Here is a 23688-nt window from a genome sequence, read left to right as displayed (position 1 = left end):
CGAGGCCGACCCGAAGCTGATCTGTCCCCGCCGACTCGAAGCCGACCCGAAGCTGATCGGTGCCCGCCGACCCGAACCTCAGACGTCCAGTTTCAGCGCCTCTTCCAGCAGGGCCTCGACGATCTGCGACTCGGGCACCGTCCGCACCACCTCGCCGCGCACGAAGATCTGCCCCTTGCCGTTGCCGGAGGAAACCCCCAGATCGGCCTCCCGGGCTTCGCCGGGCCCGTTGACCACGCACCCCATCACCGCGACCCGCAGCGGCACCGGGAAGTCCTCGAACGCCGCCGTGACCTGCTCGGCCAGCTTGTACACGTCGACCTGCGCCCGCCCGCACGACGGGCAGGAGACGATTTCCAGCTTCCGGGGCCGCAGCCCCAGCGACGCCAGGATCTGCGCGCCGACCTTGACCTCCTCCACCGGCGGGGCGGACAGCGACACCCGGATCGTGTCGCCGATCCCCTCCGACAGCAGCACCCCGAACGCCACCGACGACTTCACCGTGCCCTGGACCAGCGGCCCGGCCTCCGTCACGCCCAGGTGCAGCGGGTAGTCGCAGGACCGGGCCAGCTGCCGGTACGCGGCGACCATCACCATCGGGTCGTGGTGCTTGACCGAGATCTTCAGGTCGGTGAACCCGTGTTCCTCGAACAGCGAGCACTCCCACAGCGCCGACTCGACCAGCGCCTCCGGCGACGCCTTCCCGTACTTCCGGTAGAGCCGCTGGTCCAGCGACCCCGCGTTCACCCCGATCCGGATCGGCACCCGGGCGCTCGACGCCGCCCGCGCGATCTCCGCGACCTTGTCGTCGAACTGCCGGATGTTGCCGGGGTTCACCCGGACCGCCGCGCACCCCGCGTCGATCGCGGCGAACACGTACCTCGGCTGGAAGTGGATGTCGGCCACGACCGGGATCGGCGACTTGCGGGCGATGGTCGGCAGGGCGTCCGCGTCGTCCTGCGACGGCACCGCGACCCGGACGATCTCGCAGCCGGCGGCGGTGAGCTCGGCGATCTGGCGCAGGGTGGCCTCGACGTCGGCGGTGGGTGTGGTGGTCATCGACTGCACGGTGACCGGCGCGTCACCCCCGACCTCCACGCCGCCGACCGACAGCTTGCGGGACAGCCGACGCCGCCGCACGGGCGGGGCCAGTTGCAGAGTGGTCAACTGTGCTCCTTGAGTCGCTTCAGGACGGTCGTGGTGATCCCGGCCGCGTCCAGGCCGTGCGCCCGCAGGATCTCGGCCCGGGACCCGTGCGGCAGGAAGCTCGCGGGCAGCGCGAACGTGCCGACCCGGGTCGGCGCGCCGAGCACCGCGAGCGCTTGCGCGAGCCGTCCGCCCAGCGCGCCGGTGGCCGTGGTGTCCTCCACGGCGAGCACGAATTGGTGCGCGGCGGCCAGCTTGACCAGCGCCGGGTCCAGCGGGGCCGTCCAGCGCGGGTCGACCACGTCGACCGGGACGCCGTGCCCGGCCAGCTCCTCGGCGGCCTCCAGGCACGCCTTCGCCATCGGCCCGACCGCGATCAGCAGGCCGACCGGGTCCGGCTCCTCGCGCAGCACGTCGCACCGCCCGATCCGGCGCACCGCCGGGATGTCCGCGCCCGCCGCGGCCTTCGGGTACCGCAGGGCGGTCGGCCCGTCGGACACCGCGACCGCCTCCCGCAGGAGTTCACGCAGCCGGGCCGGGTCGCGCGGCGCGGCCAGCCGCAACCCCGGGACGACCGGCAGCACCGAGGCGTCCCACATGCCGTGGTGGCTCGGCCCGTCCGGGCCGGTCACGCCCGCCCGGTCGAGCACGAACGTCACCGGCAGCCGGTGCAGCGCCACGTCCAGCAGCACCTGGTCGAACGCCCGGCTGATGAACGTCGCGTAGACCGCCACCACCGGGTGCAGCCCCGCCATCGCCAGCCCCGCGGCGGACGTGACCGCGTGCTGCTCGGCGATGCCGACGTCGAACACCCGCTGCGGGAACCGCTCGGCGAACGCGTCGAGCCCGGTGGGGCCCTGCATGGCGGCGGTCAGGCACACCACGTCGGACCGGTCCTCGCCGATCGCGGCGATCTCCGCGCCGAACACGTCGGTCCACGTGCGGCCGCCGTTCGACCCGGTCGCGGACACCGCGTGGTGGTGGTCGGCCTGGTCCTGCTCGGCGGGCGGGTAGCCCTTGCCCTTCCTGGTCACGCAGTGCACCACCACCGGGCGGCCCAGCGCCGCCGCCTCGGTCAGCGCGCACTCCAGGTCTGCCGGGTCGTGCCCGTCGACCGGTCCCAGGTAGGCCAGCCCGAGGTCCTGGAACAGGTTGCCCGGCTCGGCCCGCCCCGAGCGCAGCGCCCCCAGGTGCGCGCCCAGACCGCCGACGGTCGGCGCGTACGAGCGGCCGTTGTCGTTGAGCACGATGACCACCGGGTGCTCGGTGCTCGCCAGGTTGTTCAGCGCCTCCCACGCCATCCCGCCGGTCAGCGCGCCGTCACCGACGATCGCCACGACCCGCCGGGCGGAACCCTTGAGCCGCAACGCCTTGGCCACGCCGTCCGCGTATGACAGCGCGGTCGACGCGTGCGAGTTCTCGATCACGTCGTGCGGCGACTCGGCCGCCGACGGGTACCCGGACAGCCCGCCCGCGCGGCGCAGCGTCTCGAACTCGGCGGCCCGCCCGGTGAGCACCTTGTGCACGTACGCCTGGTGCCCGGTGTCGAACAGCAGCACGTCGTGCGGCGAGTCGAACACCCGGTGCACCGCGATGGTCAGCTCCACCGCGCCCAGGTTCGGCCCGAGGTGCCCGCCCGCGCGCGACACCTGCTCGATCAGGAACCGCCGGATCTCGCCGGCCAGCACCGGCAGCGCCGATGACGGCAGCGCGCGCACATCACCGGGGCCGGTGATCGCGTCCAAGAGGGTCATCGCGGCCTCACCGCGGCGGGCAGGGTGAACGTGATCGTCTCCCGGGCCGTCTCGCGGACCTGCACGTCCCACGCGCCCAACTCGGTGATCACCTCGTCCACCAGCTCCGGCGGCGCGGACGCCCCGGCGCTCAGGCCGATCACCCGCACCCCCTCCAGCCACTCCGGCCGGATCTCCGACACGTCGTCGATCAGGTGCGCGGGCGTGCCCTGCCGGCGCGCGAGCTCCACCAGCCGCACCGAGTTGGACGAGTTCGCGGACCCGACCACGAGCACCAGGTCGGCGTCCCGGGCCACCTCGCGCACCGCGTCCTGCCGGTTGGTGGTGGCGTAGCAGATGTCGTCCGACGCGGGTCCCCGCAACGCCGGGAACTTCGCCCGCAGCGCCGCCACGACCTCCGTCGTCTCGTCCACCGCCAACGTCGTCTGCGTCAGGTAGGACACCCGCTCCGGGTCGGGCACCTCCAGCCGGGCGACGTCCTCGACCGTGGCGACCAGCACGGTCCGGTCCGGGGCCTCGCCCAGCGTGCCCTCCACCTCCTCGTGCCCCTCGTGCCCGATCAGCACCACGGTGTCGCCGCGCGCGGCGTACCGGCGGGCTTCCGCGTGCACCTTCGTCACCAGCGGGCAGGTCGCGTCCACGACGTCGAGATCTCTGCGCGCGGCCTCCTCCCGCACCGCGGGGGACACGCCGTGCGCCGAGAACACCACGGTCGAACCGTCAGGCACGGCGTCCAACTCGTCCACGAACACCGCGCCGCGCGCCTCCAGGTCGGCCACCACGTGCGTGTTGTGCACGATCTGCTTGCGCACGTGGATGGGTCCGCCGCGCTGCGCGAGCAGGTGTTCCACGATCTCCACAGCCCGCTCGACCCCGGCGCAGAACGACCGGGGCGAGGCGAGCAGCACAACGGGAAGGGCCATGCCTGGCTCCTGACTCAGCGGGTTCTGTTGAGAGGTACTTCCGTGCTCTTACAGCTCGCGCCTCGCGCCTCGTGGCACGGCTCGGGCCCGTGCCTCGTGCTGCGAGGCACGGCTCGTGGCTCGTGGGCTCGTGCTGTGAGGTTGGCGCGTTGCGGCTCGTGCCTTCCGGCGAGACCGAAGCGAGTGACCGAAGCGAGTGGTCGAAGCTCAGTGGTCCCGCTGCGTGGCGAGAGCCGCCAGCGCGTCCAGCTCGCGCTCCGCCTGCTCGGCCGGGTCGGCGGCGCGGAGGTGTTCGCGGGCCTGCGCCAGCAGGGTCTCGGCCCGGCCCACGCTCCAGTCCCGCGCTCCGGACGCCTCGATCAGCCGCGCCACGTGCTCCAGTTCGGCACCGGTGAGCTGGCCTTCGGTGTGGTACAGCTCGTCCAGCTCCCGCGCCGCGGTGGTGTCGGAGTTCAGCGCCGCCACCACGGGCAGCGACTTCTTGCGATTGTGCAGGTCGGAGTACACCGGCTTGCCGGTCACCTCCGGGTCGCCCCAGATGCCCAGCAGGTCGTCGGCGAACTGGAACGCCAGGCCCACGTGCTCGCCGAACTGGCGCAGGTGCTCGACCTGGTCGGCCGTGCCGCCGCCGAACAGCGCGCCCAGTGCGCACGACGCGCCGATCAGCCCGGCGGTCTTGTTCTGCGCCATCCGCACGCACTCGGCCACCTGCACGTCGCCGCGCTCCTCGAACGCGAGGTCGGCGGCCTGCCCGTCGTTGAGCCGCTGGGTCGCGGCGGACAGCACCCGGATCGCCTGCGTGGCGGCCGGGTGGCCGCTGCCCGCGAGCACGTCCAGCGCCAGCGTGAGCAGCGAGTCGCCGGCGAGGATCGCGCCGTTCACGCCGAACACGGTCCACGCGGTCGGCCGGTGCCGGCGGGTCGCGTCGCCGTCCATCACGTCGTCGTGCAGCAGCGAGAAGTTGTGCACCAGCTCCACGGCCACCGCACCCGGCAACGCCTCGGTCGCGCTGCCGCCCACCGCCTGCGCGGTGAGCAGCGCCAGCGCGGGTCGCAGCGCCTTGCCGGGGTCCGCGCCGGCCGGGTGGCCGTGCTCGTCCCACCACCCGAGGTGGTAGCCCGCGATCACCCGCATCGAGTCGGGCAGCCGGTCCACCGCCGCGCGCAGCGCCGGGTCCAGTCCGGCGCGGCTCCAGCTCAGCACCTCGCGCGCGGACCGGTGCGCGGTGGTGACGTCCAGATCGGTCATCGGCGGACTCCTGTTCGGGGTGAGCGCCCGGCTCTGCGGGGGGATGCACGCGGCTCGCGCTGCGCCCGCGTGGGGCATTCGTGGGCAGCGTGGGTACTTGGAGGTACGTGGGCCGCGCGGGTGCGTGGAGGTGCGTTGAAGTGCGTTCAGGTGCGTTCAGGTGCGGGAGGGAGGTGCGGAGGCGAAGGACGCGGGGGTGGCCGGGCGCGGTCCGGCCACCCCGGGGTGACTAGTAGCGGCCGATCTCCACGTGCTCCAGCACGCCCAGGGCGTCGGGGACCAGGACGGCCACCGAGTAGTAGGCGCTGACCAGGTAGGAGATGATCGCCTTGTCGTCGATGCCCATGAACCGCACGTTCAGCCCCGGCTGGAACTCGTCCGGGATACCGGTCTGGTGCAGCCCGACCACGCCGCTGTCCTGCTCCCCGACGCGCATCGCGAGGATGGAGCTGGTGCCCTGGTCGGTGATCGGGATCTTGTTGGACGGCAGGATCGGCACCCCGCGCCACGTCGTGACGTGCGTGCCGTCGACGTCGACCGTGCCGGGGTAGAGCCCCCGCTTGGAGGTCTCCCGGCCGAACGCGGCGATGGCCTTCGGGTGGGCGAGGAAGAACGCGGTCTTGCGCCGCCGGCTGAGCAGGTCGTCCAGGTCGTCCGGGGTGGGCGGGCCGCTCCGGGTGTGGATCCGCTGCTTGAGGTCGGCGTTGTGCAGCAGCCCGATCTCGCGGTTGTTGATCATCTCGTACTCCTGGCGCTCGCGCAGGGCCTCGATGGTCAACCGCAACTGCTGCTCGGTCTGGTTCATCGGCTGGTTGTAGAGGTCCGCGACGCGGGAGTGCACCCGCAGCACGGTCTGCGCGACGCTGAGCTCGTACTCGCGCGGGGCGATCTCGTAGTCCACGAACGTGGTCGGCAGGTCCGGCTCGCCGTCGTGGCCGGAGGCGATCTCGATCGCCGCCTCGCCGTGCTTGTTCTGCGGCTTGCCCTGGGTGCGCCCGACCTCCTCGATGTGCGCGCGCAGCGCGTCGGCCTGGCCGTTGAGCTGCTGGACCGAGCGCCACGGCAGCACCAGCGCGATCACCGGGGTCACGGCCTTGGCGGTGAAGCCCCAGTCGCTCTCCTGGCCGGTGAGCACCTCGTCGCCGAAGTGGTCGCCGTCGGCCAGGGTGTCCAGCACGGTCTGGTCGCCGTACTCGCCCTCGCCGATCCGGTTCACCTTGCCGTGCGCGATCAGGAAGACCTCGTCGGCCCGCCCTCCCGCCTCGACCACCACGTCACCGGGCGCGTACTCGCGCTGCTCGAACCGAGCCGCCAGGGCAGTCAGCACCTCGTCGTCCGGGAAGTCCCGCAACGCCCGGAGCTCCCGCAGCTCCTGCGGGATGACCCGGATGTCCGCGCCGGTGCTGATGAAGGTCACCCGACCGTCGCCCACCGCGTAGGTGAGCCGCCGGTTGACCCGGTAGGTGCCGGCCTGGGTCTGCACCCAGGGGAGTTTGCGCAGCAGCCACCGCGGTGAGATGCCCTGCATCTGCGGGGTGGACTTGGTCGTGGTCGCCAGGTTCCGCGCGCCCGCGGGGCTCAGGCTCTGCCGCTGGTGCTCGGCCTCTTCCGCGGTGGGGCCGGGGTCCGTCACGGTCACGTCAGGTTCCCTCTCTCGTTGTGAGGACTGGTTTCGCGTTGCGGATCGCGCTGGGTCTCGTCGTGCGGTTCGCTTGGTTCGTGCTGCTCGTGCGGCGTGGGGTTGCTGCCGTTCGCGCGGTTCTCGCGGTTCGTGGGAGCGGCGGTGCTGGGGGTGTCATGAGGGGTCAGTCTTCGCGGCCGATTTCGACGTGTTCGAGCACGCCGAGCGCGTCCGGGACCAGGATCGCGGCCGAGTAGTAGGCGCTGACCAGGTAGGAGATGATCGCCTTGTCGTCGATGCCCATGAACCGCACGCTCAGACCGGGCTGGTACTCGTCGGGCAGGCCGGTCTGGTGCAGGCCGATCACGCCCTGGTTCTGCTCGCCGGCGCGGAGCAGCATGATGGAGCTGGTGCGGGTCTTGCTGATCCCGATCTTGCCGCACGGCAGGATCGGGACGCCCCGCCACGCGGGCACCTGGTGGCCGCCGAGGTCCACGCTGGACGGGTAGATGCCGCGCTTGTTGAACTCCCGGCCGATCGCCGCGATCACCCGCGGGTGCGCGAGGAACGCGGTCGGCTCCTTCCACACCACGCCGAGCAGCTCGTCCAGGTCGTCCGGGGTGGGCGGACCGGTCCGGGTGTGGATGCGGTGCTTGAGGTCCGCGTTGTGCAGCAGCCCGAACTGCCGGTTGTTGACCATCTCGTACTCCTGGCGCTCGCGCAGGGCCTCGATGGTCAACCGCAACTGCTGCTCGACCTGGTCCATCGGCTGGTTGTAGAGGTCGGCGACGCGGCTGTGCACCTTGAGCACGGTCTGCGCGACGCTGAGCTCCAACTCGCGCGGGGCCAGCTCGTAGTCCACGAACGTGCCGGGCAGCGCGGGCTCGCCGTCGTGGCCGGACGCGATGTCGATCTCGGCTTCGCCGTGCGCGTTCTGGCGCTGGGCGCCGCCCGCGAGCTGGTGCTGGATGTGCGCGCGCAGGCCGCCCGCGTTGCCGTTGAGGGTCTCGAAGTCCTGCCAGCTCAAGGTGAGCGCGATGACCGGGGTGACCGCCTTGACGGTGTAGTCCCACTCGGCCTGCGGCCCGGCCAGCACCTGGTCGCCGAAGTAGTCGCCGTTGGCCAGCACGTCGAGCACGGTCTGGTCGCCGTACTCGCTCTGGCCGATCTTGTTGACCTTGCCGTGCGCGATCAGGAACACCTGGTCCTGCGCGCCGCCGGTCTCCACGATGACGTCGCCCGGACCGTACTCGACCTGCCGGAACCGGCCGGCGAGCGCGGCCAGCGCCTCGACGTCGTCGTAGCCGCGCAGCAGTGGGAGCTCGGTCAGCTCCAGCGGGATGACCTGCACCTCCGCGCCGGTGTTGGTGAACGTCAGCCGGCCGTCGCCGACGGCGTAGCTGAGCCGGCGGTTGACGCGGTAGGCGCCACCGGCGGCTTGCACCCAGGGCAGCACCTTGAGCAGCCACCGCGAGGTGATGCCCTGCATCTGCGGGACGGACTTGGTCGTCGTGGCCAGGTTCCGCGCCGCCGCTGTGCCGAGGCTCAGCCGGGGCCGATCGGTGTCCACGTCCGAATCGGTCACAGTCACCACTTACACCGCCAATCGGATTCGTTCATTGGGCCGGATTGACGGTAGTGACGCCGAATGCGCGGCGGGAAGCGGCCAACACGGCGACCTCCCATAGAGCTATCTGGAAGGCATTCGTGTACTCGGCGTGCAGGTCGTGACCGGAGCAAGCAATTCTGGGTGATTTTGCGCGGCGTTAGTGGGTTCATTCGGTGTGAGGTGGAATCTATCGCCCTCACGGGCTAATGATCTTCACTCGAACGTGGTGTTGACGGCTGGCTGCGATGTCATCCCGGTCTACATACCGCCGATGTGCGGCTTAAAGATCATCCGTCCGGAGGAGAGCTTTCGCATTGCTGCGGAGAGCTGCGTGGCCGAATAGCCGTTCGGGTGGTGGTGGGTGTGGAGCGGAGCGGTGCGGAGGGTGTGGAGGTTGCTCCGTCCGGTCACGCTGTGACGTGCGTGCGGGGGGTGGGGTAGCGCCGGACGCGGGGTGTGATGTTGATCAAACGGAGGAGTTGGCTTCGTGGGACCGCACGATCGGGTGGGTTCGCGCGGTGTGCGGTGAGGTGCAGGTGGGGCGGGGCGGAGGGAAAGCTAACGCTGGTAGATAATTTGGGGAGGCGGGGTTCCGCCGGGCGGGGTGCCGTGGTGAGACTGGGGTGTGCGTGACTACCGGCACTGGCAGCGGATCCCCACGAGGTGGGCGGACAACGACGTCTACGGGCACGTGAACAACGTCGTCCACTACGCGTTCATGGACACGGTGATCAACACCTGGCTGATCTCGGAGGCCGGGTTGGACATCCACGGTGGTGCGGCCATCGGGCTGTGCGTGGAGTCGCACTGCAACTACCGGGCTCCGATCTCGTTTCCGGACGCCGTGGACGGCGGGTTGCGGGTGGGGAGGCTGGGGCGGTCCAGCGTGCGGTACGAGGTCGGGTTCTTCCCGGTGGACCGGGACGACGTGGTGGCCGAAGGGCACTTCGTGCACGTGTTCGTGGACCGGCTGACGCGCGAGCCGGTGGAGATCCCGGCCGGGTTGCGGGCCGCGATGGAGGGGTTGGTGGTCCGGTGATCGTGCGCGGAGCCGTGCTGGACGCGGTGGGCGGGCCGTTGCGGGTTCGGCGGCTCTCGCTGGACCCACCCGGACCGGGCGAGTTGCTGATCCGCATCGGGGCCACCGGGTTGTGCCACTCGGACTTGTCGGTGATCGACGGGTCGCGGGTGCGGCCGTTGCCGATGGTGCTGGGGCACGAGGCCGCGGGGGAGGTGGTCGAGGTCGGCGGAGCGGCGGGTCGGGGTGGCGGAGCGGCGGGTCGAGGCGGGGGAGGGACGGGTCGGGTCGCCGAGCCGGTGGGGGATCTCGCTGAACGGGCTGGGTTTGTTGTGGGGGATCGGGTGGTGCTGTCGTTCGTGCCCGCTTGCGGAGGGTGCCGCCGGTGCGTCGCCGGGCGGCCGGCGTTGTGCGAGCCGGGCGGAGCGGCCAACCGGGAGGGCACGTTGCTCGGAGGCGGGCGGCGGTGGCGTGACGCCGACGGGACGCGGCTCAACCACCACTTGGGAGTGTCCGGGTTCGCCGAGTACGCGGTGGTGTCGGAGAAGTCGGCTACCCGGATCCCGGGAGATCTGCCCTTCGACGTGGCGGCCCTGTTCGGGTGCGCGGTGCTGACGGGCGTGGGAGCGGCGTTCTACAGCGCGGGCGTGGTGCCGGGGGATCGGGTCGCGGTGTTCGGGCTGGGCGGCGTGGGGTTGGCTGCGGTGCTCGGGGCTCGGGCCGCTGGAGCGGCGTCGATCATCGCGGTGGACGTGGTGCAGGCGAAGCTCGACCTGGCCGCGCGGCTGGGTGCCGAGGTGGTCCTGGGTGGGGTCGACGCGGGTCGAAGCGGGGTTGGTGTTGGCGGGGCTGGTGTTGTAAGAGCTGTGCGGGAGTTGACCGGGGGAGGCGCGGACAAGGTCATCGACACGACCGGTGTGGTGGCTGTGCTGGAGCAGGCGTACGCGGCCACGGCACCCGGTGGGGTGACGGTGGCGGTGGGGTTGCCGCATCCCGATAAGACGGTGTCGTTGCCGGCGCTGAGCCTGGTGGCGGAGGAGCGGACGCTGAAGGGCAGCTACCTGGGGTCGTGCGTGCCCCGGCGGGACGTGCCGCGCTTCGTGGAGCTGTACCGGGCGGGGCTGCTGCCCGTGCGGGAGTTGTTGACGGGGAGTGTGGAGTTGGACGCGGTGAATGACGGGTTCGCCCGTTTGGCGTCCGGGGAAGCCGTCCGGCAGGTCATCGTTATGTGATCGGCCAGCCGTTAAGGTTGCCCGGATCGGGTGAACAGCTAGGCGGAGGAGTGGCCGACAGTGCGCAGGCGGTCGATGCTCGCGGGCGTTTTTTCTACAGTGGGCGGCATGGTTGCTGGGGCAGGGGCGGCTGGGGCCACTGGTTCGTCGGGCGGTGACGCTTCCCCGCTGCGGGGGTACCGGTTGGTGAACCTGGCGCACGTCAACGACCCGGAGCGGACGAACGTGTACCCCGGGGACCCGGAGTTCACCGTGCAGACGGTGACGACGGTGCCGAAGGACGGTTTCTACCTCCAGTACGTGCGGCAGGGAGAGCACACCGGAACGCACTGGGGTGCGCCGGCGCACTTCAACGAAGGTCAGCCGTACGCGGACGAACTGGACACCGAGGACCTGTTCCTGCCGGCGGTGAAGATCGACATCCGCGAGCAGGCCCGCCGCAACGCGGACTACGAGGTGAGCGTCGCGGACCTCCAGCGGTGGGAACGCCGCCACGGCCGCATCCCGCGGGAAGCCGCGGTGGTGCTGTGGACCGGGTGGGAAGACCGGTGGGGGACGCCCGCGTTCTTCAACTACGACGCAACCGGCCAGATGCACCAGCCGGGCTTCTCGCTGGAGGCGGCGCAGTGGTTGGTGCGCACCGGCCGACTGGGCCGTCGCGGAGCCCTCGGGACCGACACGTTCAGCGTCGAGTCGGCATCGGACACCTCCTACGCGGTGTCGAAGCTGCTCTACCAGGAGCACCGGATCAGCCTGGAGATCCTGGCCAACCTGGCCCGCCTCCCGGAAACCGGCGCCTACGTGATGGCGGGCGGCACGATCAACCGCCGGGGCTCAGGCTCACCGGCCAGCATCTACGCCTTCGTGCCGCGACGCTGAGGTGCTGAGCGGGAGGGCTGGGGTGCTGGCCGGGCGCGGACGCTGAGGTGCTGAGCGGGAGGGCTGGGGTGCTGGCCGGGCGCGGACGCTGAGGTGCTGAGTGGGACGCGGACGCTGGGCGGCTGAGCGGCTGAGCTGGGTGGAAGCTGGGTGTGGTTGGTCGTTCGTTGTCGGTGGTGCGTGGGATAATGGTGATCGGGGGCCGGCGGCCGCGCCTGGGTGGTTTTGGGGAAGCTGCGGGAAAGCATTAAAAGCGTCCTCGCCGGACGGGCGAGCCGCCAAGGATGACACGAAAAGCGGTGGGTCGTCGTGTCATCCCCGTATGGCCCGGTCTGAAGACAACCACCCTTGAGTAGTCAGCGCAAGCGAAAAGCGTGCTTGCGCTGACTACTCAAGCGCGGTTCGCTGCGCGCGGGCCATACGGGGATGACACGACTTCTTCGGGTGGGTGTGGGGAGCGGTCTGGGTGGGGTGTGTTGGTGGGGTGTTTAGGGGTGTATTACCAGACCGCGGCCGCCGTCGCGTTTTGCTTCGTACATTGCCTTGTCGGCACGTTTCAGAACTGATTGTGCGGTGTCTTCCGGGTCTGGGTCTGCGCAGACCACCACGCCTACGCTGGCGCTGATGTCCTCGCCCAGGGCGTCGAGGATTCGGAAGGCCACTTTTTCCGGTTCTTCGACGCCTTTGACCAGGACGCCGAATTCGTCACCGCCCAGGCGGGCCACTACGTCGGTGTCCCTGATGCACTGTTGCAGGCGGCGGGCCACCTGTTCCAGCACCGCGTCGCCTTGGGCGTGGCCGGAGAGGTCGTTGACGGATTTGAAGTCGTCCAGGTCCACGAACAGCAGGCCGAACGGGATTCCGGCTTCGTGGTGGGCGACCATCGCTGATTCCAGGCGGGATTCGAACAGGGATCGGTTGGCCAGGCCCGTCAACGGGTCGTGGTGGGCCTGGTGGGCGAGGGTGTGTTCGGACTCCCGCAGCAGGGCCGCCAGCTTGGTGTTGTCCACGATGGTCGTGAGCTGGCGGAGGATGACCGCCACGAACACCGTGAAGCCGCAGGCGATCTCCACGCCGTCGAGGGGTTCCAGGTCGCCGATCAGGGTCCTGCGCAGCACCAGGACCGTGCTGACCAGCAGCGGCACGTACGGCATGAGCAGGTAGGCCCACTGCCAGGACTTGGTCGTCCTGGCGGGCGCGGCGGTGTGCTGGGCGGGCGGGGCGAGGGCTGCCAGGGCGATCAGGACCGGGCCGATGACGAAGCCCGCGTTGGCCAGCGGCGGCACTTCCGGGGCTTGGATGCTGACCAGGTAGGCGAATGCGCTGTCGGATGCCGCCAAACCCACCAGGCCGAGCCCCAGCAGGCGCAGTTGGGGGCGCAGCACGATCTTCCGGTCGGCGCTCAGGACCACGACGATCACCAGCAGCACCAGGTCGGTCAGCGGGTAGGCGATGGCCACCAGGAACGCTGCCGTGCTGGGGTTCCCGGCCTGCACCAGCCCGCCCAGCGACGTGGTCCAGGTGAGCAGGAACAGCGACCCGACCACGATCAGGCCGTCCAGCAGGAGCACCAGGCGGGCGCTGCTCGACCTGCGGTCCAGCAGGGCGTCCGGGTTCTCCGAACGGCGGTGGCTGCCGATGACCAGCAGTGCCACGAAGGCGAACGGGACGATGCTCAGGTAGCCCGCGTCCGCCGGCGACGGGGACGGGACCGCGCGTTCCTCGACCAGCTGGTACCACGTCCACAGGGACTGGCCGATGGACCAGCCGAGCATCCCGAAGCCCATGACCACCCGCCACGCCCGGTCCGGGCCGCGGGCTCTGCGCGCGGTCCACCAGCACGCGGCGGTGGCGAACAGGCCGGTCGCCAACTGGGCCAGGTCGTCCAACGCCACGGCGGCGTCGCCGGTGACCACGTCGAAACTGGCCGCCACCGACGCGGCGGTGGCCAGGGCGAGCACCAGTGCCGCCGTGACGCCGAACCGCCTTGTCCCCAGCACGTCGGTAAGTGTGCCCCATTCGCGTTCCACGGACCGGGTCACCCTGCGAGGATGCGCGGGTGGCAGAGCAGGAGGTTCCCCTCGCCGAGGACGTGGCGACGGAGCAGGATTACGAACGGTTCGCGCGGTACCGGATCGCGGAGAACGGCGGTGACCCGGAGGCATTCGGGCTTTCGTACAACGTGCTGCACCTCGCGTACATGATGATCACCGACTACGAGGCGCTGGTGCACCGCGAGCAGGGCTGGACGATGCCCGGCTTCCGGTTGATGTTCAAGCTGTGGATCCTCGGGCCCACGCAGCCCGCGCGGCTGGCCGACCTGTCCGGCACCACCCGGTCGGCGATGTCGAACCTGATCAACACGCTGGAACGCGCGGGTCTGGTCGAGCGGACGCGGGACGACCAGGACCGCCGGGTGGTGTTCGTCGCGCTGACCGAAGAAGGCCGCACCGCGGTCTCCGGGGTGTTCCCGCGGCAGAACGGGCGTGAGGCGCGTTGGTTCGAGGTATTGGACTCCGGTGAGCGCGCCCATATGGTCGAATTGATACGGCGTGTGGTGGCGGCCCGGCCGGATTGAGGCGGGTGCGTGGTCGGAATGATGTGACGGGTGTGCCGGGTTGCTCGTGGTGTCGGGTGCCGTCGGCATTGTGTCGGTTTTCCGGTGGGCTGGGTCCGAAATGGAGAGACAGTATTCTTCAAAAAGTGTTGTTGCGGGTTTGACGGCTTTTCACGGCATGTGGTCATCCGACCTTGTGGGGAATTTTCGCCAGCGGCAGGTCGACGTTTGAAAGAAGGTCGCCACCCGGTTGGCGGAACGTGCGCCATGATTCCTGCGCTACATTTCCACCGCGCCGCCGCGTCACCACGCAGCAGAAAGGCCCTTCATGCTGACCACATTGGCAGCGGCCGCCCTCGCATTGACCGCGATCGTGCCCACAGGCGGCGTTGTGCAGACGGAGGCCCCTCCCGAGTACGTGACGATCGACCTGGTCACGGTCAACGGTTCCGGGTGCCCGGCGGGCACCACGGCGGTCGCCTCCTCGCCTGACCGCACGTCGTTCACGGTCACCTACAGCTCCTACCTCGCCCAGGCCGGCGCGGACACGGAGCCGACCGACTTCCGGAAGAACTGCCAGCTCGCGATCAAGGTGAACTACCCGCAGGGCTTCACCTACGGGGTGGCCCAGGCGGACTACCGGGGGTTCGCGCACCTCCAGCCCGGCGCGACCGCGTTGGAGCAGGCCGGCTACTACTTCCAGGGCCAGTCCGGCACCGCGCGCAAGAGCCACACGTTCCGCGGCCCGCAGAGCGACAACTGGCAGGCCACCGACAGCACCGAATGGGGCTCGATCGTGTTCGCCCCGTGCGGCGAGCGCAAGATCCTCAACGTGAACACCGAACTGCGGGTGAACGCGGGTAGTTCGCGCGGGACGAGCTTCATCGCCATGGACTCGACCGACGGCAACGCCAGCACCCGCTACCACTTCTCCTGGAAGCGCTGCATCTAGCCTTTCCGGACAGGCCGCCGCCGCGAGCTCAGGGTCATTTCTGCCGCCGCCGCGCGGAACTAGTCGGAAGGTGCATTCATGCTCAACTTCGTGGCCGCGGCCGCCTTGGCTTCGACGGCGATCATCTTTCCCCCCGGAGGCGCGCCCGGCGACGACGCGCCGCCTCCCGGGGTGATCTACGTCAAGCTGCTGACCGTGAACGGCTCGGGCTGCAAGCCCGGCACCGCCGCCGTCGCGGTCTCGGACGACCGCCAGGCGTTCACCGTGTCCTACAGCGACTACCTGGCCAAGGTCGGGCCGGGCGCCGCACCGGCGGACCTCCGGAAGAACTGCCAGCTCAACCTGGAGGTCCACGTACCGCAGGGCTTCACCTACGGCATCGCCAAGTCCGATTACCGGGGCTTCGGCAAGCTGGAGCGGGGCGCGTCCGGTACGGAGAAGGCGAACTACTACTTCCAGGGCATGTCGGAGACGACGTACAAGTCGCACACCTGGAACGGTCCGCTCGACGACAACTGGGAGGCCACCGACGAGGTCCCGATCGGGGCGGTCGCCTACGCGCCGTGTGGTGAGAAGCGCAACTTCAACATCAACACCGAGTTGAGAGTGAGCGCCGGTACGTCCGGCGCACGGGCCACCAGCTTCATGACCATGGACTCGACGGACACCAGTCTGAGCACGACCTACCACTTCGCGTGGAAGGTCTGCCCGTAGTCGGGGTCTGAGGTGGAGTCGGGGGAGGCTGGGTCGTAGGTGTGGGCGGGGTGGGCAGGCGCGCGGTTGCCGACCCCGTTCCCTCCCACGTCCGAGTGGTTTCCCGGCGTGTGGTCCAGCCGGGGCGGGTCGCCCGTGTGCACGCTAGGTGGGCCGGCGTTGCGCGACACGAGGTGGGGGCGCCATGAGCACTTCCCAGGACAGGGCTCGACGTGCCCACCGACCGCCTCGGCCGAAGTCGTACCGCGAGTCCTTCCGCCAGCCGTACCGCGAGTCCTTTCCGGAGTCGTACCGCGAGCCGTACCGGAAGACCTACCGCGAGTCCTCGCGCGAGCCGCTGCGCGCGCAGGCCCGGCGGACCGGGCCGCCGCCCCGGCGGCGTCGGCGGTTCCTGACGCCGGCCCGGATCGTCCTGTGCCTGGTGCTGGTGCTGGTGGTGACGGCGGTGGTGAAGGTCGTCGAGCCGACCATGACCCCGCTGATGACGGCGGGGCTGGCGGTCGCGCTGGGTGCGCTGCCGCTGATCGTGCACCTGCTGCGCGAACTGCGCGAGGTGCGCACCAGGGGCGCCGGGCCGTGGCCGCTGGTGCGGGCGGCGTTCGTGCTGCTCGTGGTCGGGGGAGCGGTCGCGTACCTGATCGCGGCGACCATCGACCGGGTGACCGCGCACGAGGCCGTGGTCGCCGAACGGCTCGTCGGACCCGTGGCGGGCCGGGTCGGGCCGCTGGAGGTGACGGTGGAGCGGGTCGACGTGACGGACAACTTCACGAAGGTCACGGTGTCGGCGGTCAACCGGAGCGGGCTGGCGGCGAAGGTGAGCGTCGTCGACTCGTGCCGGTTGGGCGGTGAGGCGGGGGCGGAGCTCCGGTTGGACGGGTTCTTCGAGGTGGTGCGGGAGAAGTTCTTCCTGGACGTGCCGGGAGGGGGTGGGGTGGTGCGGGTGACGGTGGCGTTCCCGGGCACCCCGACCGACCGCGAGACCGTGGTGGCGCTCGGCTGCGGGTCGGTGTCGTGGAGTGGGTCGGACCCGCGCTGGACGGGTGCGGAACTCACCGGCCGGCCGTTGAAGGTGGCCGATGTCAGGCTGCGTGCCGTGAGGTGAGTGCGAGGGCCGTGGTCACGCGGGTTGTGGCTGGTGGCGGCGGAACTGTGCTGCGGCCCGTGTGGTGGGAAAAGCCCCCGGTGGGCGGACGGCGTTGTCCGGCCACCGGGGGCCGTCGGAGGGGCGGCTCGGTGGCTCGGGTCAGGTGAGGGGGCGGTCGGTGGGGGCGATGGGGCTGGGCAGGACGTGGCGTCCGGTCAGGTAGGCGTCGACGCCCGCGGCGGCGGAGCGGCCCTCGGCGATCGCCCAGACGATCAGGGACTGGCCTCGGCCCATGTCGCCGGCCACGAAGACGCCGTCGACCGATGTGGCGAAGTCCTGGTCGCGGGCCACGTTCCCGCGCGGGTCCAGGGTGACCGCCAGGGTGTCCAGCAGGCCCTCCTTCTCCGGACCGACGAAACCCATGGCCAGGGTCACCAGCTGGGCCGGCAGTTCCCGTTCGGTGCCGGGCACGGGTTCGAAGCGGCCGTCGACCTGCTGGACCTCCACCAGCTTGACCGCGCGCACCGCGCCGTCCGCGTCGCCCAGGAACTCCGCCGTGGACACCGAGTAGAGGCGTTCGCCGCCCTCCTCGTGCGCCGAGGTCACCCGGTAGAGCATCGGGTAGGTCGGCCACGGGTTGGCGTCCGGCCTCAGCTCCGGCGGGCGGGACATGATCTCCAGCTGCGTCACCGACAGCGCGCCCTGGCGGTGGGCGGTGCCCACGCAGTCCGCGCCCGTGTCGCCGCCGCCGATCACCACGACGTGCTTGCCCTCGGCGGTGATCGGGGGTGCGGCCAGGTCGCCGCGCGCCACCCGGTTCGCGCCCGGCAGGTACTCCATCGCCTGGTGCACGCCGGACAGCTCACGGCCCGGCACGGGCAGGTCCCGCCCGGCCGTCGCGCCACCGGCCAGCACGATGGCGTCGTAGGACGCGCGCAGCTCGTCGACCGTGACGTCCACGCCGACGTTCACGTTCGTCCGGAACTGCGTGCCCTCGGCCCGCAGCTGGTCCAGCCGGCGGTCCAGCCGCCACTTCTCCATCTTGAACTCGGGGATGCCGTAGCGCAGCAGGCCGCCGATCGCGTCCGCCCGCTCCAGCACCACGACCTCGTGGCCCGCGCGGGTGAGCTGCTGCGCGGCGGCCAGTCCGGCGGGCCCCGAGCCGACCACGGCGACGCGCTTGCCGGTGCGGGTGCGGGGTTCCTGCGGGGTGACCCAGCCCTCGTCCCAGGCGCGGTCGATGATCGAGATCTCGACCCGCTTGATGGTGACCGGGTCGCCGTTGATCCCGACCACGCAGGCGGCCTCGCACGGGGCGGGGCACAGCGTCCCGGTGAACTCCGGGAAGTTGTTGGTGGCGTGCAGGCGTTCCGACGCTTCGCGCCAGTCCTGCTTCCACACCAGGTTGTTCCACTCCGGGATCAGGTTGCCCAGCGGGCAGCCCTGGTGGCAGAACGGGATGCCGCAGTCCATGCAGCGCCCCGCCTGCTTCTCCAGCCGGGGCTGCTCGAACTCCTCGTACACCTCGCGCCAGTCCCGCAACCGCAGGAACACCGGCCGGCTGCGCGGGGTCTCGCGCTGCGTGGTGAGAAAACCGCGCGGGTCAGCCATGTGCGGCCTCCATGATCGCCTCGTCGACGTCGCGGCCTTCCAGCTCGGCCCGCGCCTGTGCCGCCAACACCCGCTTGTAGTCCTTGGGCATGACCTTCGCGAACCGGTCGACCGCGAGGTCCCAGTCCGCCAGGAGCCCGTGCGCCACCGCGGAATCCGTTTCGGTGTAGTGCTTCTCCACCGCGGACCGGAGGAACTCGCGGTCCGCGTCGTCCAGCGGGTCGAGGTCGACCATCTCCGGGTTGACCCGCTGCTCGGCGGGGTCGAGCAGGTAGGCGATGCCGCCGGACATGCCCGCCGCGAAGTTGCGCCCGGTCTGGCCGAGCACGACCACCCGGCCGCCGGTCATGTACTCGCAGCCGTGGTCGCCCACGCCCTCCACGACGGCCAGCGCGCCCGAGTTGCGCACGCAGAACCGCTCGCCGACCTTGCCGCGCAGGAAGATCTCGCCGCCGGTCGCGCCGTAGCCGATCACGTTGCCGGCGATCACGTGCTGCTCGGCGGCGAACCGCGCGTCGGGCACCGGCCGGACGGTGATCCGCCCGCCGGACAGGCCCTTGCCCACGTAGTCGTTGCCGTCGCCGATCAGCCGCAGGGTGATGCCGCGCGGCAGGAACGCGCCGAACGACTGCCCGGCGGTGCCGGTGAACGTGATGTCGATGGTGTCGTCGGGCAGGCCCGCGCCGCCCCACCGCTTGGTGACCGCGGATCCGAGCATGGTGCCGACCGTCCGGTTCACGTTGCGCACCGGCAGTTCCAGCCGCACCCGGTCGCCGGAGGCGATCGCGCCCTCGGCGAGCTGGATCAGCGTGTTGTCCAACGCCTTGTCCAGCCCGTGCTCCTGGGTCGTGGTCTGGTGGCGGGCCGCGCCCTCGGGCAGCTCGGGCACGTGGAAGATCGGCGACAGGTCGAGCCCGTTGGCCTTCCAGTGGTCCACGGCGTCCTTGGTGTCGAGCAGCTCGGCGTGGCCGACGGCCTCGGCGAGCGTGCGGAAACCCAGTTGTGCCAGCAGTTCGCGGACTTCCTGCGCGACGAACTCGAAGAAGTTCACCACGTGCTCGGCCTTGCCCGCGAACTTCGCGCGCAGCACCGGGTTCTGCGTGGCCACGCCCACCGGGCAGGTGTCGAGGTGGCAGACCCGCATCATGATGCAGCCCGACACCACCAGGGGCGCGGTGGCGAAGCCGAACTCCTCCGCGCCGAGCAGGGCCGCGATCACCACGTCCCGGCCGGTCTTGAGCTGACCGTCGGTCTGCACCACGATCCGGTCGCGCAACCTGTTGAGCAGCAACGTCTGCTGCGTCTCGGCGAGGCCCAGCTCCCACGGGCCGCCCGCGTGCTTGATCGACGACAGGGGCGACGCGCCGGTGCCGCCGTCGTGGCCGGAGATCAGCACGACGTCCGCGTGTGCCTTGGACACGCCCGCCGCGACCGTGCCGACGCCGACCTCGGAGACGAGCTTCACGTGCACGCGCGCCGCCGGGTTGGCGTTCTTCAGGTCGTGGATGAGCTGGGCGAGGTCCTCGATGGAGTAGATGTCGTGGTGCGGCGGCGGGGAGATCAGGCCGACGCCGGGCGTGGAGTGCCGGGTCTTGGCGATCCACGGGTACACCTTGGCGCCGGGGAGCTGGCCGCCCTCGCCGGGCTTCGCGCCCTGCGCCATCTTGATCTGGATGTCGTCCGCGTTGACCAGGTACTCGCTGGTGACCCCGAACCGGCCGGAGGCCACCTGCTTGATCGCCGAGCGGCGCAGGTCGCCGTCGGCGTCCCGGACGAACCGGTCGGCGTCCTCGCCGCCCTCACCGGTGTTGGACTTCGCGCCCAGCCGGTTCATCGCGATCGCCAGGACCTCGTGCATCTCCTTGGAGATCGAGCCGTAGGAGATCGCGCCGGTGGCGAACCGCTTGACGATCTCGGAGACCGGCTCCACCTCGTCCAGCGGGACCGGCGTGGTGTCCTTGAAGGCGAACAGGCCGCGCAGCGTCAGCAGCCGCTTGGCCTGGTCGTCGACGGCCCTGGTGTACTCCTTGAACACGTCGTAGCGCCCGGTGCGCGTGGAGTGCTGGAGCTTGAACACGGTCTGCGGGTTGAACAGGTGCGCTTCGCCCTCGCGCCGCCACTGGTACTCGCCGCCGGTCTCCAGCTCGCGGTGGTGCGCCCGCACACCGTCGGCCGGGAACGCCAGCCGGTGCCGCCGCGCGACCTCCTCGGCGAGCACGTCGAAGCCGACCCCGCCCAGGCGGGAAGTCGTTCCGGTGAAACAGGAGTCGATGACGTCCTGGCCCAGGCCGATGGCCTCGAAGATCTGCGCGCCGGTGTAGGAGGCGACGGTCGAGACGCCCATCTTGGACATCGTCTTGCGGACACCCTTGCCCAGCGCCTTGATCAGGTTCCGGGTCGCGGACTTGGCGTCCAGTTCGGACAGCTCCTCGACCGAGGCCATGGCCAGGTACGGGTTCACCGCCTTCGCGCCGTAGCCGACCAGCAGCGCGATGTGGTGCACCTCGCGGGCGTCGCCGGCCTCCACGATCAGGTCCACCTGGGTCCGGGTCTTCTCCCGCACCAGGTGGTGGTGCACCGCGCCGGTCAGCAGCAGCGAGGGGATCGGCGCGTGCCGGGCGTCCACGCCCCGGTCGGACAGCACGACCAGGCGCGCGCCGTCCCGGATCGCCGCCGACACCTCGACCTTGATCTCGGCCAGCCGGCCGACCAGCGCCGCGCCGCCGCCGGCGACGTCGTAGGTGCCGTGCACGGTGTGGGTGCGGAACTCCGGCAGGTCGCCGTCGTCGTCCACGTGCACCAGCTTGGCCAGCTCGTCGTTGTCCAGCACCGGGAACGGCAGCGAGATCCGCCGGCACGAGGTCGCGTCGGCCGCCAGCAGGTTGGGCTCGGCGCCGAGCGTGGCGTGCAGGCTGGTCACCAGCTCCTCGCGGATCGCGTCCAGCGGCGGGTTGGTGACCTGGGCGAAGAGCTGGGTGAAGTAGTCGAACAGCTGGCGGGGGCGGTCCGACAGCGGCGCGAACGGGGCGTCGTTGCCCATCGAGCCGATCGGTTCCGCGCCGGTCCGCGCCATCGGGCGCAGCAGCAGCGCCAGCTCCTCCTCGGTGTAGCCGAACACCTGCTGGCGGCGCACGAGCGAGGCGTGCGTGGGCACCTCGCGCTCGCGCGCGGGCAGGTCGGCCAGGTGCAGGATGCCGTCGGCGACCCACTCCCGGTACGGGTGCTCGGCGGCGAGCTCGCCCTTGATCTCCTCGTCGTCGATGATCCGGCCCTGCGCGGTGTCCACCAGGAACATCCGGCCCGGCTCCAGCCGGCCCTTGCGCACCACGGTGGTCTGGTCGAACTCCAGCACGCCCGCCTCGGAGCCCAGCACCACCAGGCCGTCCTCGGTGACCCAGTAGCGGGCCGGGCGCAGGCCGTTGCGGTCGAGCACCGCGCCGATGAGCGTGCCGTCGGTGAACGACACCAGCGCCGGGCCGTCCCACGGCTCCATCAGCGTGGAGTGGAACTCGTAGAACGCGCGCCGCTGCGGGTCCATCTCGGCGTGGTTCTCCCACGCCTCGGGGATCATCATCAGCACCGCGTGCGGCAGGCTGCGACCGCTCAGGTGCAGCAGCTCCAGCACCTCGTCGAAGGACGCCGAGTCGCTCGCGCCGCGGGTGATGACCGGGAACACCCGCTCCAGGTCGCCCGGGATCAGGTCGGTGGCCAGCGCCGACTCGCGGGCGTCCATCCAGTTCCGGTTGCCGCGCAGGGTGTTGATCTCGCCGTTGTGCGCCACGTACCGGTACGGGTGGGCCAGCGGCCACGACGGGAACGTGTTGGTGGAGAAGCGGGAGTGCACCAGGCCGATGGAGCTGGTCACCCGCTCGTCGGTGAGGTCCGGGAAGAACTTCTCCACCTGGGGCTCGGTGAGCATCCCCTTGTAGACGATGGTCCGGCCGGACAGCGACGGGAAGTACACGCCGGTCGCGTGCTCGGCCCGCTTGCGCACCACGAACGCCAGGCGCTCCAGCTCCAGGCCCTCCTCGCCACCGAGGAAGAGCTGGCGGAACGCGGGCATGGTGGTCTTCGCGGTCGGTCCGACGTGGTCGGGGTCCACCGGGAGGTCGCGCCAGCCCAGGACGGTCGCGCCCTCCTCGGTGGCGATGCGCTCGATCTCGGCCCGGACGTGCGCGTCGTCGTGCGGGAGGAACGCCGTGCCGACCGCGTAGCAGCCCGGCTCGGGCAGCGCGAAGTCGACCACCGCGCGGAAGAACGCGTCGGGCACCTGGATCAGGATGCCCGCGCCGTCGCCGGTCTCCGGCTCCGCGCCCCGCGCGCCCCGGTGCTCCAGGTTGCGCAACGCGACCAGCGCTTTGCTGACGATCGCGTGGTTGCGCCGACCGGCCAGGTCGGCGACGAACGCCACGCCGCACGCGTCGCGTTCGAACTGCGGGTCATACAGGCCCTGCCGGCGTGGCTCGGGCAGCATGTGGTGGTGGGTCACAACGGGCCCTCCCGTGGTGTCGCCTGTACCAGGCGTTTTTGGGCAAACGGAGATGGCCGGCCGCCTGAGGACGCGCTTCGTTGACGCGTGGCGGCTCGGCCTGTGGCCTGGCTCTGGAGCCCGCGCCGGAGATCGGCGGCACGGGGTCCGCACTCCGTTGTGCGGGAAACTGCACTTCCTTGCGCGCGGGTCCCGTGGGGGCCGGATCGGGCCGCTGGGACACGCGGGGCGGTGCACCGGGGTTGCCGGGGTCTTGTGACGATAGTGTGAATTCGCGGTTATGGCTCTAGTCCGACAGGGCGTCGTGGGGAATCCCACCCCCAGTTGACATCCATCCGACCAGGGGTTACACCCGGTCGGACTAGTCGCTCATCACGATTGGTGACTTCAGTGCGGTGTGAAGTCAGCTCCGCGTGGTCCGGGCGACGCGCGCGCACCCGACGGCGGCCAGCACGGTCAGGGCGGCCACGACTCCCGGCCACCACTGCGCAGCGCTCAGGGCGAGGATCGCGTTCACCCCGGCGACCAGTGCGAACAAGGCGGCCAGCAGCGCCCAGAGCCGGCGTTCGGCTCTCTCTGTGCGCGGGGCGTAGAAGGTGGTCGGGGGATGGGTCACGGCGGGCACCTCCGCTCCGGGGGCTCGACGCGCCCAACGGCGTCGAGTCCGGGGCGGTTACCCACTCGGCGCGCACTTCACACCTGGGTGCGACGACTTTCGGGAGCGTCCACAGCGGGTGCGTCACCTGGGTGGCGGACGGTTTCGGGTCATCACGGAGCGTTTTTCTATCTGACGGAACGTGTTCGCGAGAGCGTCGGCCCGCGCAATGACGGCTCGGGTGCGAGCAGTCCGG

Annotated in this window: 17 protein-coding genes; 7 read left to right on the top strand and 10 right to left on the bottom strand. The window is 70.8% G+C overall.

Going from position 1 to position 23688, the window contains the following annotated elements; translation table 11 throughout:
- Window positions 1-78: 78 nt before the first annotated feature.
- The 6 genes from ispG to BN6_RS29245 all read right to left on the bottom strand — a co-directional run bounded on the left by ispG (window position 79) and on the right by BN6_RS29245 (window position 8283).
- On the bottom strand, window positions 79-1167 hold the full coding sequence (gene ispG, locus BN6_RS29270) for a flavodoxin-dependent (E)-4-hydroxy-3-methylbut-2-enyl-diphosphate synthase (protein WP_015103447.1): 1089 nt from the start codon (window positions 1165-1167) through the stop codon (window positions 79-81).
- Entirely contained in the window at window positions 1164-2900 is a 1737-nt protein-coding gene (locus BN6_RS29265) for a 1-deoxy-D-xylulose-5-phosphate synthase (RefSeq protein ID WP_015103446.1), read from the bottom strand. Before BN6_RS29265 ends, ispG begins: the two co-directional genes overlap by 4 nt.
- The gene (gene ispH / locus BN6_RS29260; RefSeq protein WP_015103445.1) at window positions 2897-3823 is read right to left on the bottom strand and encodes a 4-hydroxy-3-methylbut-2-enyl diphosphate reductase; all 927 of its coding nucleotides are present in this window, start codon (window positions 3821-3823) and stop codon (window positions 2897-2899) included. Before ispH ends, BN6_RS29265 begins: the two co-directional genes overlap by 4 nt.
- A 207-nt stretch (window positions 3824-4030) precedes the next feature.
- A complete protein-coding gene (locus tag BN6_RS29255) occupies window positions 4031-5071 on the bottom strand; it encodes a family 2 encapsulin nanocompartment cargo protein polyprenyl transferase (RefSeq protein ID WP_015103444.1) in 1041 nt (346 codons plus the stop codon).
- A gap of 229 nt (window positions 5072-5300) precedes the next feature.
- Window positions 5301-6710, bottom strand: coding sequence for a family 2B encapsulin nanocompartment shell protein (locus BN6_RS29250; protein ID WP_015103443.1), 1410 nt, complete (start codon window positions 6708-6710; stop codon window positions 5301-5303).
- 166 nt (window positions 6711-6876) lie between these two features.
- Window positions 6877-8283 carry a family 2B encapsulin nanocompartment shell protein gene (locus BN6_RS29245; RefSeq protein ID WP_015103442.1) on the bottom strand — a complete coding sequence of 469 codons (1407 nt, stop codon included), beginning with the start codon at window positions 8281-8283 and terminating at the stop codon, window positions 6877-6879.
- Between the two features lie 643 nt (window positions 8284-8926).
- Between BN6_RS29245 and BN6_RS29240 the strand changes: the two genes are divergently transcribed.
- From BN6_RS29240 to BN6_RS29230, 3 genes are all read left to right on the top strand, one after another.
- Window positions 8927-9340: an acyl-CoA thioesterase gene (locus tag BN6_RS29240; RefSeq protein WP_015103441.1), complete on the top strand. Its 414-nt coding sequence runs from the start codon at window positions 8927-8929 to the stop codon at window positions 9338-9340.
- Window positions 9337-10551, top strand: coding sequence for a zinc-binding dehydrogenase (locus tag BN6_RS29235; RefSeq protein ID WP_015103440.1), 1215 nt, complete (start codon window positions 9337-9339; stop codon window positions 10549-10551). The genes BN6_RS29240 and BN6_RS29235 overlap by 4 nt, the downstream gene beginning before the upstream one ends.
- A gap of 108 nt (window positions 10552-10659) precedes the next feature.
- Entirely contained in the window at window positions 10660-11430 is a 771-nt protein-coding gene (locus BN6_RS29230; protein ID WP_148303071.1) for a cyclase family protein, read from the top strand.
- A 488-nt stretch (window positions 11431-11918) separates the two neighbouring features.
- On the opposite strand, the gene BN6_RS29225 is transcribed toward BN6_RS29230, so the two are convergent.
- On the bottom strand, window positions 11919-13430 hold the full coding sequence (locus BN6_RS29225; RefSeq protein ID WP_041314463.1) for a GGDEF domain-containing protein: 1512 nt from the start codon (window positions 13428-13430) through the stop codon (window positions 11919-11921).
- A gap of 59 nt (window positions 13431-13489) precedes the next feature.
- Between BN6_RS29225 and BN6_RS29220 the strand changes: the two genes are divergently transcribed.
- The 4 genes from BN6_RS29220 (at window position 13490) to BN6_RS29205 (ending at window position 16755) form a co-directional block, all read left to right on the top strand.
- On the top strand, window positions 13490-14008 hold the full coding sequence (locus tag BN6_RS29220) for a MarR family winged helix-turn-helix transcriptional regulator (RefSeq protein ID WP_015103437.1): 519 nt from the start codon (window positions 13490-13492) through the stop codon (window positions 14006-14008).
- Between the two features lie 307 nt (window positions 14009-14315).
- Window positions 14316-14939, top strand: coding sequence for a DUF4360 domain-containing protein (locus tag BN6_RS29215; protein WP_015103436.1), 624 nt, complete (start codon window positions 14316-14318; stop codon window positions 14937-14939).
- Between the two features lie 78 nt (window positions 14940-15017).
- Entirely contained in the window at window positions 15018-15653 is a 636-nt protein-coding gene (locus BN6_RS29210; protein WP_015103435.1) for a DUF4360 domain-containing protein, read from the top strand.
- Between the two features lie 184 nt (window positions 15654-15837).
- A complete protein-coding gene (locus BN6_RS29205) occupies window positions 15838-16755 on the top strand; it encodes a hypothetical protein (RefSeq protein ID WP_015103434.1) in 918 nt (305 codons plus the stop codon).
- A 141-nt stretch (window positions 16756-16896) separates the two neighbouring features.
- Here BN6_RS29205 and BN6_RS29200 read toward each other — a convergent pair whose 3' ends face one another.
- The 3 genes from BN6_RS29200 to BN6_RS29190 form a co-directional block, all read right to left on the bottom strand.
- Entirely contained in the window at window positions 16897-18348 is a 1452-nt protein-coding gene (locus tag BN6_RS29200; RefSeq protein WP_015103433.1) for a glutamate synthase subunit beta, read from the bottom strand.
- The gene (gene gltB / locus BN6_RS29195; protein WP_041318525.1) at window positions 18341-22822 is read right to left on the bottom strand and encodes a glutamate synthase large subunit; all 4482 of its coding nucleotides are present in this window, start codon (window positions 22820-22822) and stop codon (window positions 18341-18343) included. The genes BN6_RS29200 and gltB overlap by 8 nt, the downstream gene beginning before the upstream one ends.
- 418 nt (window positions 22823-23240) lie before the next feature.
- A complete protein-coding gene (locus tag BN6_RS29190) occupies window positions 23241-23453 on the bottom strand; it encodes a hypothetical protein (RefSeq protein ID WP_148303069.1) in 213 nt (70 codons plus the stop codon).
- Window positions 23454-23688 lie beyond the last annotated feature (235 nt).

Source organism: Saccharothrix espanaensis DSM 44229, assembly GCF_000328705.1.
GTDB lineage: Bacteria > Actinomycetota > Actinomycetes > Mycobacteriales > Pseudonocardiaceae > Actinosynnema > Actinosynnema espanaense.
Note: the sequence above shows the minus strand (reverse complement) of the source record. Positions and strands in the feature narration are given on the sequence as shown.